The 15,413-nt window shown below is 45.0% G+C and carries 16 protein-coding genes; 12 read left to right on the forward strand and 4 right to left on the reverse strand.

All coding sequences use genetic code 11. The features are described 5' to 3' along the window. The first annotated feature begins 109 nt into the window (after window positions 1-109). The 6 genes from F752_RS0109955 (at window position 110) to F752_RS0109980 (ending at window position 4,491) form a co-directional block, all read left to right on the forward strand. On the forward strand, window positions 110-844 hold the full coding sequence (locus F752_RS0109955; protein WP_017731585.1) for a serine hydrolase domain-containing protein: 735 nt from the start codon (window positions 110-112) through the stop codon (window positions 842-844). A 48-nt stretch (window positions 845-892) separates the two neighbouring features. Beyond that, on the forward strand, window positions 893-1,144 hold the full coding sequence (locus tag F752_RS0109960) for a hypothetical protein (protein ID WP_017731586.1): 252 nt from the start codon (window positions 893-895) through the stop codon (window positions 1,142-1,144). 169 nt (window positions 1,145-1,313) lie between these two features. Beyond that, window positions 1,314-1,769: a carboxypeptidase-like regulatory domain-containing protein gene (locus F752_RS0109965; protein ID WP_152425094.1), complete on the forward strand. Its 456-nt coding sequence runs from the start codon at window positions 1,314-1,316 to the stop codon at window positions 1,767-1,769. A gap of 225 nt (window positions 1,770-1,994) precedes the next feature. Beyond that, entirely contained in the window at window positions 1,995-2,567 is a 573-nt protein-coding gene (locus F752_RS0109970) for an RNA polymerase sigma factor (RefSeq protein ID WP_017731588.1), read from the forward strand. Window positions 2,568-2,569: 2 nt separating this feature from the next. Beyond that, window positions 2,570-3,337, forward strand: coding sequence for a hypothetical protein (locus F752_RS0109975; RefSeq protein WP_017731589.1), 768 nt, complete (start codon window positions 2,570-2,572; stop codon window positions 3,335-3,337). 32 nt (window positions 3,338-3,369) lie between these two features. Beyond that, on the forward strand, window positions 3,370-4,491 hold the full coding sequence (locus F752_RS0109980; protein WP_017731590.1) for a hypothetical protein: 1,122 nt from the start codon (window positions 3,370-3,372) through the stop codon (window positions 4,489-4,491). A 47-nt stretch (window positions 4,492-4,538) separates the two neighbouring features. On the opposite strand, the gene F752_RS0109985 is transcribed toward F752_RS0109980, so the two are convergent. Beyond that, the gene (locus F752_RS0109985) at window positions 4,539-5,066 is read right to left on the reverse strand and encodes a hypothetical protein (RefSeq protein WP_017731591.1); all 528 of its coding nucleotides are present in this window, start codon (window positions 5,064-5,066) and stop codon (window positions 4,539-4,541) included. Between the two features lie 141 nt (window positions 5,067-5,207). Between F752_RS0109985 and F752_RS0109990 the strand changes: the two genes are divergently transcribed. After that, on the forward strand, window positions 5,208-6,383 hold the full coding sequence (locus tag F752_RS0109990; RefSeq protein ID WP_017731592.1) for an amidohydrolase: 1,176 nt from the start codon (window positions 5,208-5,210) through the stop codon (window positions 6,381-6,383). A gap of 24 nt (window positions 6,384-6,407) precedes the next feature. Continuing rightward, window positions 6,408-7,559: an alanine racemase gene (alr, locus tag F752_RS0109995; protein ID WP_017731593.1), complete on the forward strand. Its 1,152-nt coding sequence runs from the start codon at window positions 6,408-6,410 to the stop codon at window positions 7,557-7,559. A gap of 94 nt (window positions 7,560-7,653) precedes the next feature. On the opposite strand, the gene F752_RS0110000 is transcribed toward alr, so the two are convergent. Continuing rightward, a complete protein-coding gene (locus F752_RS0110000; protein ID WP_017731594.1) occupies window positions 7,654-8,049 on the reverse strand; it encodes a hypothetical protein in 396 nt (131 codons plus the stop codon). Between the two features lie 598 nt (window positions 8,050-8,647). Between F752_RS0110000 and F752_RS0110010 the strand changes: the two genes are divergently transcribed. From F752_RS0110010 to F752_RS0110020, 3 genes are all read left to right on the forward strand, one after another. Then, window positions 8,648-10,705, forward strand: a complete 2,058-nt coding sequence (locus F752_RS0110010) for a M13 family metallopeptidase (RefSeq protein ID WP_017731597.1) — start codon at window positions 8,648-8,650, stop codon at window positions 10,703-10,705. Window positions 10,706-10,925: 220 nt separating this feature from the next. Beyond that, the gene (locus tag F752_RS0110015) at window positions 10,926-11,939 is read left to right on the forward strand and encodes a hypothetical protein (RefSeq protein ID WP_017731598.1); all 1,014 of its coding nucleotides are present in this window, start codon (window positions 10,926-10,928) and stop codon (window positions 11,937-11,939) included. Window positions 11,940-12,250: 311 nt separating this feature from the next. Continuing rightward, complete coding sequence (locus F752_RS0110020; RefSeq protein WP_017731599.1) at window positions 12,251-13,789, forward strand: SulP family inorganic anion transporter; 1,539 nt, start codon at window positions 12,251-12,253, stop codon at window positions 13,787-13,789. A 74-nt stretch (window positions 13,790-13,863) separates the two neighbouring features. Here F752_RS0110020 and F752_RS26620 read toward each other — a convergent pair whose 3' ends face one another. Together F752_RS26620 and F752_RS0110030 are read right to left on the reverse strand one after the other, a co-directional pair. Then, entirely contained in the window at window positions 13,864-14,094 is a 231-nt protein-coding gene (locus F752_RS26620) for a GDCCVxC domain-containing (seleno)protein (RefSeq protein WP_081604546.1), read from the reverse strand. Window positions 14,095-14,118: 24 nt separating this feature from the next. Then, window positions 14,119-14,481, reverse strand: coding sequence for a hypothetical protein (locus F752_RS0110030; RefSeq protein WP_017731601.1), 363 nt, complete (start codon window positions 14,479-14,481; stop codon window positions 14,119-14,121). 313 nt (window positions 14,482-14,794) lie between these two features. Between F752_RS0110030 and F752_RS0110035 the strand changes: the two genes are divergently transcribed. Continuing rightward, complete coding sequence (locus F752_RS0110035) at window positions 14,795-15,382, forward strand: TetR/AcrR family transcriptional regulator (RefSeq protein ID WP_026135648.1); 588 nt, start codon at window positions 14,795-14,797, stop codon at window positions 15,380-15,382. Window positions 15,383-15,413 lie beyond the last annotated feature (31 nt).

Genomic DNA, 15,413 nt, shown 5'->3' on the forward strand with positions numbered 1-15,413 from the left:
AAAAGAAGCCTCTCCTCCATTCCTTATAAAAGGTAATTCTTTTTACAGGATATTGTAAAAAGAATGGAGCAGGCAGAAACCGAATGAATAACACTAAACCTATACCACAATGAAAATGATCATTAGTTTGATTTCTATGGTTATGCTCCTGCTCAGTTGTAATCAGGCACAGGATATTGACGCCTACCTTAGCCGCCTTCATGAAAAAGGTCAGCTAAACGGTAATGTTCTGGTGATGCAGAATGATACGGTGCTTTATGAAAAATCCTTCGGCTATGCAGATGGAGCAAGAAACCACCTTCTTACTCCTGAGCACCATTTTGCAATAGGCTCCATTTATAAGGAGTTTCCTGGAGTAGCTATAATGCAGCTAAAAGAGGCAGGGCTTCTTACACCCGATGATACATTATCCTTGTTCATGCCTCACCTTCCGGCCTGGGCCGATAAAATTACTATCAGAAACTTACTGCAATACTCCAGCGGCCTGCCTCGCATCAAATGGGACTCCTATTTCGAAAATAATCAGGTAGCCAGGGAAGATGAGATTGTTCAGAATCTTTCTGACCTAAAAAAGCTTGAGTTCCAACCCGGAACGGATTACCTGTATTCTAATTACAATCCGTTTTTACTGATGAGGATAGTGGAAATTGTTTCAGAACAAAGCTTTCAGGATTATGTGGAGCAGAAATTACTCCGCCCATTTGAAATAGAAGGAATAGTAATAAAGGAAAGCTATCCCTACAGGGACACCAGCCTCATGGCCATTCCCTTTAATGGTAAATTTGAGGTAGACGACTATGAAGTGGAAGTCACCACGATCTGTTCCTCTGCCAGAGGCATGTAAAAATGGTTTTCCCAACTCGATAACTTTGAAATCATCTCAAAAGAGTCTATGCAGTTATTATCCGAAGAAGCTATGGAAGGAGATAACATCCAGTCGCCCCTGGGGCGCTGCGATTGGGAGGGCGACGATATTCAGTTACACTTACACCATGGCTCTACAGAAAATTATGAAGGACTGGTAAGAAACTATAAACAGAATGGGCTCATGATTATCCTGCTCACTAATCAGGAACATAAAAACCTGTACGATATCGCCGATAATATATATGAGCTATCACCAAGAAGTGTAGCTAAAAATTAAGTGAGCCCCGCTTCCTATCTGCGTTTGCGTGTTAAAATTGGAAAGTTCTTGGTAGTTGTTGTGTTTACTGTTGTTGTTGAAAAGGCATCTCTTCGGGGCTGCCTTTTCTTTTTCAGAAATCTCTGTAACTTGGAAGCCATAAAATAGCGTATTCTACCAAAAAACAACTATGAAACTACTGATGATCATGGCTGCACTGCTGCTGGCAGTAACAAAGAGCTGTGAAGATATGCCCGAACAAGGATTGGCAGGACAGGTGCGCTGGTTAGAAGGTAACTTCATGCCTACTATCAGCGAAAATCCTGAAGAAGAGCAAAATAAAAAGCAGGGAAAGCCTGTACAACGGGTACTGCACATATATGAACTCACCACCATGGATGAAGCTACCTCGGAAGGAACCTTTTTTCACGATATCGAAAGTAAGCTGGTGCAAACAGTGGAAACCAATAAAAAAGGAGAATTTGTGGTAGGCCTCCCTCCTGGCCGCTATTCTGTATTTGTAAAAGAAGAGCAGGGCCTGTTTGCCAATTCTTTCGATGGAGAAGGGAACATCAATCCAGTTACTGTAAAGGAAGGAGAAATCACTAGAATAGAGATCGACATTAACTACGCTGCGGCTTATTAATTATCATTCAACTTCCGGGAGTATTAAAGCTATTGATGCTTCCTTCCTTCTTCAGCTGCTTTTAAAGGCAGCTTTTTTATTTTTATCCAACAATTAGTATCATCATAAATAGCTGATGTCTAATTATTTCCATCTATTTTTGTATTAGGCCTGGTTATTTTTTTTAAGCCCATGCAACCTCCCGTGGCCGAGCTGCATCTATCAGGTACAAACGTTCACCAAAGCATGAAATTCAGCATCCGTAAATCTGGCAAAGAAGAAACCCTCCTCAGGGGTTGCCGCGAAAACGACTCCAGGTCGCAACGCGAACTTTACCAGCAATGGGCGCCGAAGATGCTGGGACTTTGCCTGCGATATGTGAAAGACCGCAGCGAAGCAGAATCGGTGATGACAGGAGGTTTTTTGAAGATTTTCGAAAGAATCGATCAGTTTAGTGGTGAAGGGAGTTTTGAGGGCTGGATGCGCCGGATTATGGTTAATGAATCGCTCACCTACCTGCGACAGCACAAGCATACTTTTATGATGGTAGATGCTGAAGAAGCTAGTCTGGAAGTGAGCTTCGAAAATGCTGAGCAGAATTTGCAGACAGAAGATTTAATGGCGATGATTCAGCGGCTGCCAGATGGTTACCGCACCATTTTTAACCTCTATGCCATTGAAGGTTTTTCTCATAAAGAAATAGCCGAAAAGCTGGAGATTAGCGAAAGCACCTCCAAGTCGCAACTGAGTCGGGCACGGAGCCTTTTACAGCAGCAGCTGGCCCGGCATAATAAATTAATAGAGAAACAAGCTATATAGTCATGGAAGATAAAGATTTGGACCGTTTATTCCGGCAGAAGCTCGAAACCTTCGAAGCTACTCCTTCTTCTCAGGCATGGCAGCAGCTTGAGCAGAACCTGCATCACAAGCAGAAGCGCAAAGCCTGGCATTATCTTTCCGGCATTGCGGCCTGCCTCCTCTTAGTTTTTGGAATATGGGGAGCGATGGAGCTGAGTCAGCCATTTAACCAGGCCCAACAACTTGCTACCGAAGAAAAGGAAGAAACTCCTCTTACCGGCACAACCCCTGAAGCACAAAAAGAGGAAATTATAAAGGAGACTTTCACTAAAGCCATTCCAGCTATTGCTGAAATAGAAAAAGAAAAACCGGCCCCAGTGGCAACAAAGTCGAAAGCAGACACTAAAAAGAAGGAAAAGGGCACCCTCCAGCAGGCAGACCCACTGGCTGCTTCCGTCAGCCATACAGCGGCCGCTAAAGATAAGCTACCGGACCTGCAACTGGAACCAAAGCCTTTACAAATAGAAAGTCTGGCAGAAGCAAACGCTCAGCCAGTAATTGAAAGTCCCGAATCCGCACCGGAAGAAATTATTATCCGCTATACGCCTGCTGAAGAGGTAATGGCTGTCGCCAGCATAGAGGAAGAAGGAACATCTTCGGGAGAAAAAGAACTATCTGCCCGTAAGCTCCTTGGTTTTTTCAAAAAGGTAACGAGTAATAACAACCTTGCCGACCTGCGCGAAGCTAAAAATGAACTCCTGAGCCTCGACAGGCTTAGCAGTCCTAATTAAGAAAAGAAACCACAACATTTAATTTTATCGTCATGAAAAAAGTTTTTGCAAGTATACTTGCCCTGGCACTGCTGTACCTGATGCCGGCTGCCGCAGGCGCCATTCAGTTACCCCCGGCACCGGCCGATACCATTACCATTCAAATTGGCAAAACCAAGAAAATCATCATATGGGTAGATAGTAAAGAAGACCTGGAGAGCCTCCAGAACTACGACTTTAACCAGATGATCCGCGACCTAAACAAAACAGTTGACAGCTTAGGCCAGCTCGAACAGTTGATCATTATAACAGATGAAAGCGGTAAAGAATACCAGATAGAGGTTGCCGGCCAGGAAGAGGATGACGAATGGTATGCGCACGAAGCGGATAGCACAGAAGAAAAGAAGCGTTACCACTTCGAGTTTAGCTTTGGCGATGAAGATGACGACGATGAGAAAGACGAAGAGGAGGAAAAACAGGAAAGCAGAAACGATGAGCGGTACTTCGGCACCCGGCACTTCATCAACTTCGACCTGGGAATGAACAACTATCTTAGTCCTGAAGGTGATTTTCCTGCCGCCGACAATGCCATCTATGCTGTTCGTCCCTGGGGTTCATGGTTTGTGGGTATTAACTCTAATTTCCGTACGCACATTGCCGGTCCGCTGGCACTTCAATGGGGAGCAGGGGTCGACTGGTACAACTTCAAGTTCGCCGATGACCGCACCCGACTGGAGGAAACTGAAGAGGGCGTCAACTTCTATATCGACCCTGAGCCTGAAATTGATGCACAGAAAAGCAAGCTTACCGCTGCCTACCTTAATGTAAACGCAGTTCCCATGCTCCACTTCGGGTACAAAACCAAAATGGTACGCGACAGCGATGGCGGAATGTTACGGGTACGCGATTACGATGATGACTCTTTTAGAATTGGCCTTGGAGGATATGCCGGCTATAGAATTGCCAGCCATACCAAATACAAATTTGAAGTTGGCGATGATACAGAAAAAGATAAAGACCGCGATGACTTTTACCTCAATAACTGGCGCTATGGAGTACGCCTGCAGCTAGGCGTAAAAGGAGTAGACCTCTTTGCCAATTACGACCTGAACGAATTGTTTTACACTGGAAAAGGACCTGAACTGCACGCCTTTAGCTTCGGTATTATTTTGTAGAACCTATTTTTTTCTGTGCCAGTCCAAAGTTTGGGCTGGCACAGCTTTTATCTTAACTGCTTCAAGGCCTCATGCACAATTAGTCGTTCCTCCTTATTTAGCTTTAGGTCCCGGTTAAGACCCCGGGCTGTTGGGCGGGAAACGGAAAAAATGAGGAGCAGTATTCCATAAATGGCAGCGTAACCTTTATGCCCGGAAAGGTAAAGGCTCAGCACCGCTAACAGTACAGCTACGGTCAGCATAAGATATTTACGCAGGGATAATTCGTAAAACACCTCTACCCTGTTCTCCAGGCGCTGCAGGGAAGGTTCTTTACCTGCTGCCGAAAAGTAATTTTTAAGCCTGCCCCTGTACAGGATATATGCCCCTGCCGTTAGCCCCACTATAAGGAGCACTGCCGGCACATGCCAGAACCATGCATACACCGGATGGTCAAATAAAGCTGGTGTCGAAAGGCCTTGCAGGTTTAAATACACCCACCCAAAGCACAGCAACGGAAGCCCTACCATCAGGTAAAACAAATTCGACAGGCGCTGAAAGCGCTGCGCAATAAAGGTTTCCTTACCTTGTTCCATGCCATAAAGCTAAGAGCTTCCCCTTAAAAGCACAAAATCCCACACAATTATAACATACCTTCTGCCTCCTTATTTTAACCTGTGCCAGCCAATGGAGAACAATTGGCTACCTTTCTGATTAGAATAATTAAAACTTCTGTTATGTCTGAATCAAAATGGCAGGAGGTCGATCTGGATGAACTGGTAGAACTCCGTCACCGCTTGCACAAACATCCTTCTCTCTCCGGAGAGGAAGCCTCGACTGCCCAGATAATTAAATCTTTTCTAAAGGGTACCAATCCCACCCAAATCGTACAAAAGCTGGGAGGTCACGGACTGGCTTTTGTCTATGAAAGCGATTCCCCCGGCCCTTCAATCGGATTCCGCTGCGAACTGGATGCCCTTCCTATTCATGAAAAAACAGATCTCCACTACGCCTCTTCTACAGAAGGGGTATCGCATAAGTGTGGGCATGACGGGCATATGGCCATTCTCGCAGGTCTTGGCCGATGGATCCAGGCCCATCCACCGCAAAAAGGAAAGGTGGTACTCCTGTTCCAGCCTGCCGAGGAAACCGGGCAGGGCGCTGCCGCGGTGATTAAGGATAAAAAGTGGAAAGAAATAAAACCAGACTGGCTATTCGGCCTCCACAATATCCCGGGCAAGGCAGCAGGCGAAATTTACTGGAAAGAAGGTCACTTTTGCGCTGCCTCTAAAGGCTTATCTCTCCGGTTAAAAGGCTGTACCTCTCATGCGGCAGAGCCGGAAAAAGGCCGAAATCCCGCCAAAGCGCTGGCAAATATAATGCTTGAATTACAGGCCCTGCCTGAGCAAAAGAATACCTGGAAAGACCTTGTTCTGGTAACTCCTGTCTACGCCCGGCTGGGCGAAAAAGCGTACGGAACCTCTGCAGGCTATGCCGAATTTGGTGCTACGCTTCGTACAATTCATGAAGAGGACATGGTACTGTTGAGCCAGAGGGCCCATGAAATTATTGAGAAGTATTGCAAAGCGGAAAAGCTCTCCTGTGAATGTAACTACCTGGAAGATTTTCCGGCTACAGTAAACCAGGCTGAGCCCCTTGCGTATGTACGTAAGGCCATTGAATCTACCGGCCTGCAAAATACTTTGCTCAAAGAACCTTTCCGCTGGTCAGAAGACTTTGGGCACTACCACAAAAGTTGCCCGACCACTTTTGTGGGACTCGGAGCAGGAGAAAAGCAGGCTCCACTTCACCATCCGGATTATGATTTTCCGGACGCGATTATCGGAAAAGGACTACAACTTTTCACCGGAATTATCCGTGAGGTGCAGTCTGCCCATGAAAAAAAGAATTGAAGTAAAACGAAAAACTAAAAATCCTTGCACACCTCTTATATAGAGCTCAGTAAATCAGCCATGCGCAACAATGTATCATACGTGCGCAGCAGGCTACCGGAAGGCACCACCCTATCGGCCGTTTGTAAAGGCAACGCTTACGGCCATGGCATTGAACAGGTTGTTGAAATGGCAGAAGCAGCCGGTATCCGCCATTTTTCAGTCTTCAGCTCTTCCGAGGCAAGGCGGGTACAGCAGAGCATCAGGCACAAGAGCACGATTATGATCATCGGCTACATTGCCAATGAAGAGCTGTCCTGGGCTATTGAAAACAATATTGAGTTTTATGTATTTGAAATGGACCGGCTCCTTGCCGCCATTGAAACTGCTAAGGCAGCAGGCAAAAAGGCCATCATTCACATAGAGGTAGAAACAGGTATGAACCGAACCGGTTTTGAAGAGAATGTGCTGCCACTACTCTTCGACCTGCTCAGGGAGAATAAAGAATACCTGCAGCTACAGGGGTTGTGCACCCACTTTGCAGGGGCTGAGAGCGTGGCAAATTACCTGCGTGTAGAGCAGCAAATTGCGAAGTACCATGTTTTGTACGATCGCTTCTGCAATGAAGGGCTCCAGCCAAAACTACGTCATACCGCCTGCTCTGCCGCCGCTATTAACTTTCCGGAAACCACCTTCGACATGGTGCGTGTTGGCATTATGCTATACGGCTTCTGGCCTAATGAAGAAACCTATATTTACCAGCTACGGCAACAGGAACATAAAGGCAAAGATCCATTAAAACGCCTCATTAGGTGGAAATCCCACATAATGAACACTAAAAAAGTAAAGATGGGTGAGTTTATCGGCTATGGCACCTCTTATCAGGCGCCACGTGATATGCATATTGCCACTATTCCGGTTGGGTATGCTTATGGCTTTGCCCGCTCTCTCAGCAACCTTGGAAGGGTCCTGGTTAGAGGGCGACGCATGCATGTAATTGGTGTAGTAAATATGAACCTGGCCATTATCGACATTAACGAACTGCCGGATATTCAAAAAGGAGAAGAAGTAGTAATGGTAGGTAAGCAGGGGCGACAGGAAGTAACGGTAGCCTCTTTCAGCGAAATGAGTAGTCAGCTTAACTACGAGCTCCTTACCCGCCTTCCGCTTGATATTCCCAGAAAAATAGTAAAGTAGAAGAGTTGAGAGAGGGCCGGTGTAGCAGTAGCAATCAAAAGCAGCAGAACCACTTTCCGCAAATGCACACTGACCGGAGAAGTTCTGGTGAACTTTAAATTTTATTCAGGCGCGTTAGCTGTGCCTCAATGTGGTGGTCTTTCACCAGTTCAGACGCATACTTGTAGCTCCCGCGTGGTACAAATAACTGCAGCTTACCGCCCTTCATCCTGGCAATAGATTCCAGCGCCTTCCACTTGCTTACTAACATTTCGCGGTCCTTTTCATCTTCGTTTTTCACTACTAACTCGAAATAATATTTCTTTTCACCTCTTTTGGCAGAAAAGTCCGGCGTAAGCTTAATTTCCTGATTTACCATTGTAAGCGAAGCAGGGCTGTCGTAGCCTGTGAAATCTGCTTTTATTTCCTCAAAACCCGATTTTTCTGCATATTGAATAATCTTTTCTGCCATTGAATTGTAATCCTCTGTTTCTTTTCTTGTATAAAGCATAATATTCTTTTTAATTTAACCATTCTCCTACACAAGCAGGAGATCCTTTTGTACAGCCTCTCTTTCTGTGGATGGCACCTACATTCCAATCTGGTATAAAAAAAGAAGTAATGACAGGCAGAACACGCCTATTATTCCTCATTTCTCCTTCCGTAATTCCTTTACCGGCCACAGTTATAGCCATCACTTATATTATAACCATTTTTTTACAAAAATCCAAATTTTATATTATATATTTTTAATTTTCAGATGATTAGTATCGGAAAATACATCAAACGCCCCTTAACAGAAAGGCTAAGGGGGCAGGCATTTCATCTCTTTCAAACCAAAGCCCAGGCCAGCTGCCTCAAGTAAAGATAACATGTTAATCCTTTTCACCAGCACGAGAAATGCTTTAGCAGATGTGTTAATATGACACCTAAATATCCATTAGGGAACGTTTTATGGCTTTTTAAGCTTTGCACAAAAGAATGAAACCAAACTAAACCCCGTTTTCCTCCCCTGTTTTTATTCCGAAACTTGCTACCGCTTATCAAAAAAGACGGGCAAAAAGAAAAATTTATTTCTATATTTCCGCAAACAGAAATTCCCTTTTTATATGAAGAAACTTAAATGGAGCGCTCTGGCGCTGGCTACTGTGCTTAGTGCCGGTGCCTGCCAAAGCAAACTATCAGAAGAAGCAACAGAAAATGAACCTGCAGGCATTAACCTGGCCGATATGGACACCACCGTTAGCCCTGCAGAAGATTTTTACCGCTTTGCCAATGGCGGTTGGCTGGAAAGAACAGAAGTTCCGGCCGATGAAGGGCGCTGGTCATCCTTTAATGAGTTGCGCGACCGCAATAATGAAATTCTGCTCGAAGTACTCAACAATGCCCGCGAGAGTGGCAAGTATGAAGCAGGCAGCGACGAAATGAAGGCATTCACCTTCTACCAGATAGCCATGGACTCTGCCCTGGCTGAAGAAGTAGGCGTAAAGCCGCTTCAGCCTCTATTGGAAGAGATTGATGCCATCTCGAATAAAGAAGAACTCCGCAGCCAGCTGGCAGAACTTAAACTTAAGGGAGTAAGCCCTTTCTTTGGCAGCTATGTAACGACCGATCGCAAGTTTAGCGACCAAATGGCCATGCACATCGGACAAGGGGGCTTAGGCCTGCCTAACCGCGACTATTATGTAAAAGAAGACAGCAAGTCGGAAGAAATAAAGGAGAAATATGTAGCCTTTATCACCGATATGCTAGACTACATAGGTTATAGCGAAGAGGAAGCAGAAGAATCGGCCGAAGAGATTATGGAGCTGGAAACTCGCCTTGCCAAAGCTTCCATGGATAATGTTGAGCGTAGAAACCCTATTAAAACCTACAATAAGTTCGACCTCGAAGCGCTGGATCAGCACACACCAAACTTTAACTGGACCGCCTATTTTAATGAATTGGGTGTAGAAGGCGAAGTGGACAGCGTAATTGTTGGTCAGCCGGATTTCTTTAAAGAGGTAAATGAGATTATCGCTGATACCGATCTTTCCACTATTAAAGATTACCTGAAGTGGAATGTGGTTAACGATGCTGCTGCTTACCTGAATAATGAAATTGTAAACCGCAATTTCGAATTCTACGGAAAAGTACTGCAGGGAACGGAAGAAATGAAGCCCCGCTGGGAGCGCTCTCTTTCCAGCACCAATAATGCTGTTGGCTTTGCCGTTGGTAAACTTTACGTAGATGAAACCTTCCCTCCTGAAGCGAAGAAGCAAGCCGAGGAAATGGTAGAATACATTAAGGAAGCCTTCTCTAACCGCATCGACAGCCTTGAATGGATGTCGGCCGACACCAAAGCAAAAGCTCAGGACAAACTAAGCAAGTTTAATGTAAAGATTGGCTACCCGGACAAATGGGAAACTTATGAAGACCTTGAAGTAGGGGAATCATCCTACATCGAGAACATTATGGCCGCCAGCCGTTATGGCGTAAAAGACAACCTGGATAAGTTAGGCGAACCGGTAGATAAAGAGGAATGGTTTATGACTCCCCAAACCGTAAATGCTTACTACAGCCCAACTTATAACGAAATTGTATTCCCTGCAGGCATTCTACAGCCACCTTTCTATAACTTCGAGGCTGATCCTGCTGTTAATTTTGGCGGTATTGGTGCCGTAATCGGCCATGAAATTTCACATGGTTTTGATGATAACGGAAGTCGCTACGATGGTGAAGGCAACATGAGAAACTGGTGGACTGAAGAGGACTATGCACAGTTTGAGGAGCGCACAGGAGCACTGGCTGCTCAGTACGACACTTATGAGCCACTTGACAGTGTATTTGTGAACGGAGAGTTTACGCTTGGGGAGAATATTGGCGACCTCGGTGGTGTAGCCGCTGCTTACGATGGCCTTAAGCTTTACCTGGAAGACAATGGATACCCTGAGGAAATTCAGGGCTTTACTCCGGAACAGCGTTTCTTTATCTCATGGGCCACCATCTGGCGCAGCAAGTACAAAGACGAAGCGCTTCGCAACCAGATCATGACCGATCCGCACTCTCCGGGCATGTATCGCGCTACCGGACCGCTGGTAAACTTAGATGGCTTCTATGAAGCTTTCAATATTGAGCCTGGCGATGCCATGTATAAGCCAGATTCTACACGTGTTTACATCTGGTAAAAAGTTTAGATATAAGACAGGAGATTTAGGCTGTGAGATTATCTCACACCTTAAATCCTTCGGATTAATTAAAGCCCTGGTTTTGCCGGGGCTTTTTTTGTTACTGAAAAGGCTCTTCTTTATTGAATGATACTTTTAAAAAGTTTGACTCCCATATCTGACCGAGGTATATTTAAACATCGGAAAAGCTGATGTTCACTCTTCACCAAAACGTGCTTTTATGAAGAATTTAAGCCTTCCCCACCCCAAAGATATTCTTCCATTTGCCCTTCCGTTACTGGTATTTGGAGTATCAGCCTGGATTGTGCTCAGCGGCATTTTTCTAAGGAATCCGGATGTACTTTCTTTTGCCGTGACAACCAACATGACCATTACTGCTCCCCTGCTCTACCTCTTCCTAATCAGGAAAAAGAAAGTCCCGAATACCACCGCAGTTCCTTTCTTTATTGGCGGCCTTCTTCTTGCTACCTTTCTGCTTCCCGAGTCCTACCATTTTTATACTGACCTGCTCTGGAAGTATGCCTTTCCCTTGATAGAACTTTCTGTTTTGAGCATGGTGGTGTACAAGACTGCTCAGGTTATCCGCACCTTCAGAAAAGAAAGGGGCTCTGTTGATTTTCTTAGTGTGTTTCGTTCCAGTGCTGCAAAGGTGCTGGGCAGCCAGAGGATAGCGAATGTACTTGCCACTGAGGTGGCGGTTTTTTATTATGGCTTATTTAGCTGGAGGAAGAGCAACAGTCTTCCGGCACTACAGTTTAGCTACCATAAAGAGAATGGTGCAACGGCGGTGTATGCTGTTATCATTTTTCTGCTGCTCATTGAGACAGCTGCTATCCACTTTATTGCTGATTTATGGTCACCGCCTCTGGCATGGATATTAACCATCAGCAGCATGTATGCCTGCCTGCAGCTTTTAGGCCATCTGAAAGCCATGCGGCAGCGTCCTGTAGCGATCGGCCGGAAGAGCATCCATATCCGCTATGGTCTGATGGGCGATGGAGAAGTACCTTTTGATAGTATTGAATCCATTCGCTTTGCCCAGGAAGTCCCGGAAGAGAAAGGAGTGTATCACCTTTCCTTATTAAAAATACTGGAGCCCTATAACATGGAGATAAAGCTGAAGAAATCCCTCTCCCTGTTCAGCATGTATGGCATCCGCAAAGAATATCATACCCTTTTACTGAATATCGACAAAAAGAAGACCTTTAAGGAAATAATAGAAGAGAAGCTATGAAGCTAGCCTCTATTACCTACTAATAGGTAGTACAAGTCGGCATAACTTTTACCTACCGGCTTTTACCTATCAGGTACCATAGACGCTGCTTCATTTTAAGATTAGCCACGCCTTTTTTCCCCTTTTCATAAGGTTCTCAAATAATGAACCATCCTTCTTGTAATTCAGTTGAAGGGAAGTATATTTGCACGCTCAAATACAATACACTCCATTGCAGCAGTCCTGCGGCAATTCTATCTGAAAAATTATTTATTGGCGAAAGCCTGTTTGCTTGGTGCAGACCGGCAACATATAAAACTAAAAGAATAAAAATGAGCTTAGTGAGCATTTTTAAACAGAGGGATTACAACCTCAAAAACGAAGTATTGTCCGGCCTTACGGTAGCCCTGGCACTGGTGCCTGAAGCCGTAGCTTTTGCCCTTATTGCAGGCGTCTCTCCTCTTGTAGGCCTTTATGCTGCCTTTACCATTGGCCTTATCACCTCCATCTTTGGGGGCCGCCCGGGTATGATATCCGGTGCAACCGGTGCCATTGCCGTAGTGGCTGTAGCCCTGGTGGCTGAGCATGGAGTGGAATATCTCTTTGCCGCTGTGGTATTAATGGGGCTTATCCAGGTAAGCGTAGGCTTACTGAAGCTGGGCAAACTAATCCGGCTCGTTCCACACTCCGTAATGTTTGGGTTTGTGAATGGCCTTGCTATTATCATATTCATGTCGCAGCTCGACCAGTTTAAAATAGCTGGCGAGGGCGGAGTAATGGAGTGGATGACAGGCAGTAGCCTTTATACCATGCTGGGCCTTGTGGCCCTTACTATTGTCATAATCGTTGGCCTTCCAAAGCTCACCAAAGCGGTCCCGGCCTCCCTGGTTGCCATTTTAACCATTGCTGCCATTGTTATTGGCCTTGGCATCGACACCAAAACAGTTGGCGACATTGCTTCCATTGAAGGAGGCTTTCCGGCCTTTCACTTCCCGCTGGTTCCTCTTAACTGGGAAACTCTTATGATTATTCTTCCTTATTCAGCCATCATGGCTGGAGTAGGCCTGGTGGAAAGCCTGCTCACCATGAACCTGATCGATGAGATTACCGAAACCCGCGGCCACGGCAATAAGGAATGTGTGGCACAAGGTGCCGCTAACATAGTAACCGGATTTTTCGGAGGTATGGGCGGTTGTGCCATGATCGGGCAGAGCCTTATCAATATCAGTGCCGGTGCCCGCCAGCGCATTTCGGGTGTGGTAGCAGCCACTGCTTTACTGATGTTCATTTTGTTTGGTTCCTCTCTCATTGAACAGGTACCTATGGCAGCCCTTGTCGGCCTGATGATTATGGTTTCGGTAGGAACTTTTGAATGGGCAAGCCTCAAAATATTTGGAAAAATGCCGGTAGCCGATGCACTGGTAATGATTGTGGTAGCTGGTGTAACGGTATTCCTGCACAATCTTGCCCTGGCGGTGCTGATTGGGGTAGTTATTTCTGCCTTAGTATTTGCCTGGGAAAATGCTAAACGTATTCGTGCCCGTAAGCATATCGATGAGCAGGGCATTAAGCACTACGAAATTTATGGTCCGCTGTTTTTTGCTTCCATTACGGCCTTTAATGAAAAGTTCGACCCGCTTAACGACCCTGCTGAAGTAATTGTAGACTTCAAAGAAAGCCGGGTGGTCGACCACTCTGCCATCGAAGCACTTAACAAGCTAACCGAACGGTACCAGAAAGTAGGTAAAAAACTTCACCTGAAGCATCTGAGCCCGGACTGTCAGCAACTCCTAGGCAATGCGGGTGAACTGATAGAGGTAAATATCATTGAAGATCCTTCTTATCGTGTAGCCACTAATGCACTGGCCTAACAGTTTAAATCGATTATAGACAATGAAAGCTGCCTCTCAGGGGCAGCTTTCGTTTTATCTAAACTTTACTCTTTTCAGGCTGAACAGCAATTTCCTCCTCCGCCATTTTCCTGTATGGGAGGACAAGGAACAGAGCCATAAGAGCAAAATACACAGCAATCGCCCTTCAGAGGCTTTAGCTGTTCTCCGCAACTATTACAGGAGTAAAAGTACTGGCATGCATTGGTTGGCATTTGCTCTTCCTTTTCAAAACCACAGGAAGGGCAGCGGAGCCTCGATTGTAACGTTATTTCTTTCCTATCCATATAGCTTTTAACTTTCGTCCCTGTTTAGGGTGCCGTACTATACTCTTTAGCTATATCTACTCCTTTTACTTTGGTCTTCAGGTAGCTATCTGAAATTTCCAGTATATCTTCTTCCCAGCTCCCCAAAAGATCCTGTTGAGCATGCACCTTTACAGTATTTTTATCTAAAAATGACCAGCTGCCTTTATCCCCTGAACTGTTACTCCAGCGTCCATCTCTTTCATACAGCACCCATACTTCGCCGTTTTTACCAATTTTATACCAGGTTTTATTCACCAGCAGTGTTTTAGTATCCTGTGGCACAAGCTCATCTTCAGGCATACAGGACGCCAAAAGGGCCAGTACAAAAATAAACAGACCTGCCTTTTTTAGATTTTTATTCATCATTTTTTTGCTCAGCTAAAGTTTTTTAATTTGGTAAAACACCACACCTATCTCCTCTTTCCCTATCCTTCCAATTTCATGCCATTCCTTTTTTTGACTCCTGTTTTTATCAAACAGCTATAAATAAAAGCTGCATAGTTAAGTTATTCTTATGGGGCGTCAGTTCCATTCCATAACGGCAACAAACAGAAAAGAAATTTAAAACCATTAACTTTTTTATTTTCTTTACTGAAGAAGAAAAGAAGCAAAAAGGTGGGTAAAATAAAAGAAACCCAACTTGCTAACGAACGTTAGCTTGTATATATTTGTTAGAGGAATGAACAGTACAAAAACAATGTCGAAAAAGAAACAAGTGGAGCTAACTGCCACTGAATTATTTCAGGAGCGGGGCTATGCAGCCACTTCCATGCGTGATATGGCACAGGCACTTGGCATAGAAGCCGCCAGTCTTTATTCGCACATAAAGTCAAAGGAAGAAATACTGCAGAACATTTGTTTTAGAATGGCACAGAATTTTTTTGATGCAATGGAGGAGGCCTTTGCCGAAGAGCCTGCCACTGCCCAGGAAAAGTTAACCCGTGCCATTGTGGCGCACATAAAAGTCATAACGGAAGATACTTCCGCTTCAGCTGTCTTTTTCTCAGAATGGAGACACCTAAGCGAACCTCACCTTGGAGAATTTCTTCAAATGCGGGAACGATACGAAGGCATCTTTTACAACATTCTGAAAGAAGGAGTAAATAATGGTGAATTTATTGCCCTTGACCTTAAATTCTCCGTTCTTACTATTCTTTCAGCTTTAAACTGGACGCATAACTGGTTTAAACCCAGTGGCAAAATGTCGGCCGAAGAAATTGGAAAGCGACTGGGATTTACCATGCTCAACGGCCTAAAAAAGAAGTAGCCATATAGCCATATTAATATTTAAACTGGCT

Source organism: Nafulsella turpanensis ZLM-10 (assembly GCF_000346615.1).
Lineage (GTDB): Bacteria > Bacteroidota > Bacteroidia > Cytophagales > Cyclobacteriaceae > Nafulsella > Nafulsella turpanensis.

Bases quoted from the DNA above. Each gene is read 5' to 3' on its own strand.
- F752_RS0109955 (WP_017731585.1), top strand. From the start codon at position 110: ATGAAAATGATCATTAGTTTGATTTCTATGGTTATGCTCCTGCTCAGT.
- F752_RS0109960 (WP_017731586.1), top strand. From the start codon at position 893: ATGCAGTTATTATCCGAAGAAGCTATGGAAGGAGATAACATCCAGTCG.
- F752_RS0109965 (WP_152425094.1), top strand. From the start codon at position 1,314: ATGAAACTACTGATGATCATGGCTGCACTGCTGCTGGCAGTAACAAAG.
- F752_RS0109970 (WP_017731588.1), top strand. From the start codon at position 1,995: ATGAAATTCAGCATCCGTAAATCTGGCAAAGAAGAAACCCTCCTCAGG.
- F752_RS0109975 (WP_017731589.1), top strand. From the start codon at position 2,570: ATGGAAGATAAAGATTTGGACCGTTTATTCCGGCAGAAGCTCGAAACC.
- F752_RS0109980 (WP_017731590.1), top strand. From the start codon at position 3,370: ATGAAAAAAGTTTTTGCAAGTATACTTGCCCTGGCACTGCTGTACCTG.
- F752_RS0109985 (WP_017731591.1), bottom strand. From the start codon at position 5,066: ATGGAACAAGGTAAGGAAACCTTTATTGCGCAGCGCTTTCAGCGCCTG.
- F752_RS0109990 (WP_017731592.1), top strand. From the start codon at position 5,208: ATGTCTGAATCAAAATGGCAGGAGGTCGATCTGGATGAACTGGTAGAA.
- F752_RS0110000 (WP_017731594.1), bottom strand. From the start codon at position 8,049: ATGCTTTATACAAGAAAAGAAACAGAGGATTACAATTCAATGGCAGAA.
- F752_RS0110010 (WP_017731597.1), top strand. From the start codon at position 8,648: ATGAAGAAACTTAAATGGAGCGCTCTGGCGCTGGCTACTGTGCTTAGT.
- F752_RS0110015 (WP_017731598.1), top strand. From the start codon at position 10,926: ATGAAGAATTTAAGCCTTCCCCACCCCAAAGATATTCTTCCATTTGCC.
- F752_RS0110020 (WP_017731599.1), top strand. From the start codon at position 12,251: ATGAGCTTAGTGAGCATTTTTAAACAGAGGGATTACAACCTCAAAAAC.
- F752_RS26620 (WP_081604546.1), bottom strand. From the start codon at position 14,094: ATGGATAGGAAAGAAATAACGTTACAATCGAGGCTCCGCTGCCCTTCC.
- F752_RS0110030 (WP_017731601.1), bottom strand. From the start codon at position 14,481: ATGATGAATAAAAATCTAAAAAAGGCAGGTCTGTTTATTTTTGTACTG.
- F752_RS0110035 (WP_026135648.1), top strand. From the start codon at position 14,795: ATGAACAGTACAAAAACAATGTCGAAAAAGAAACAAGTGGAGCTAACT.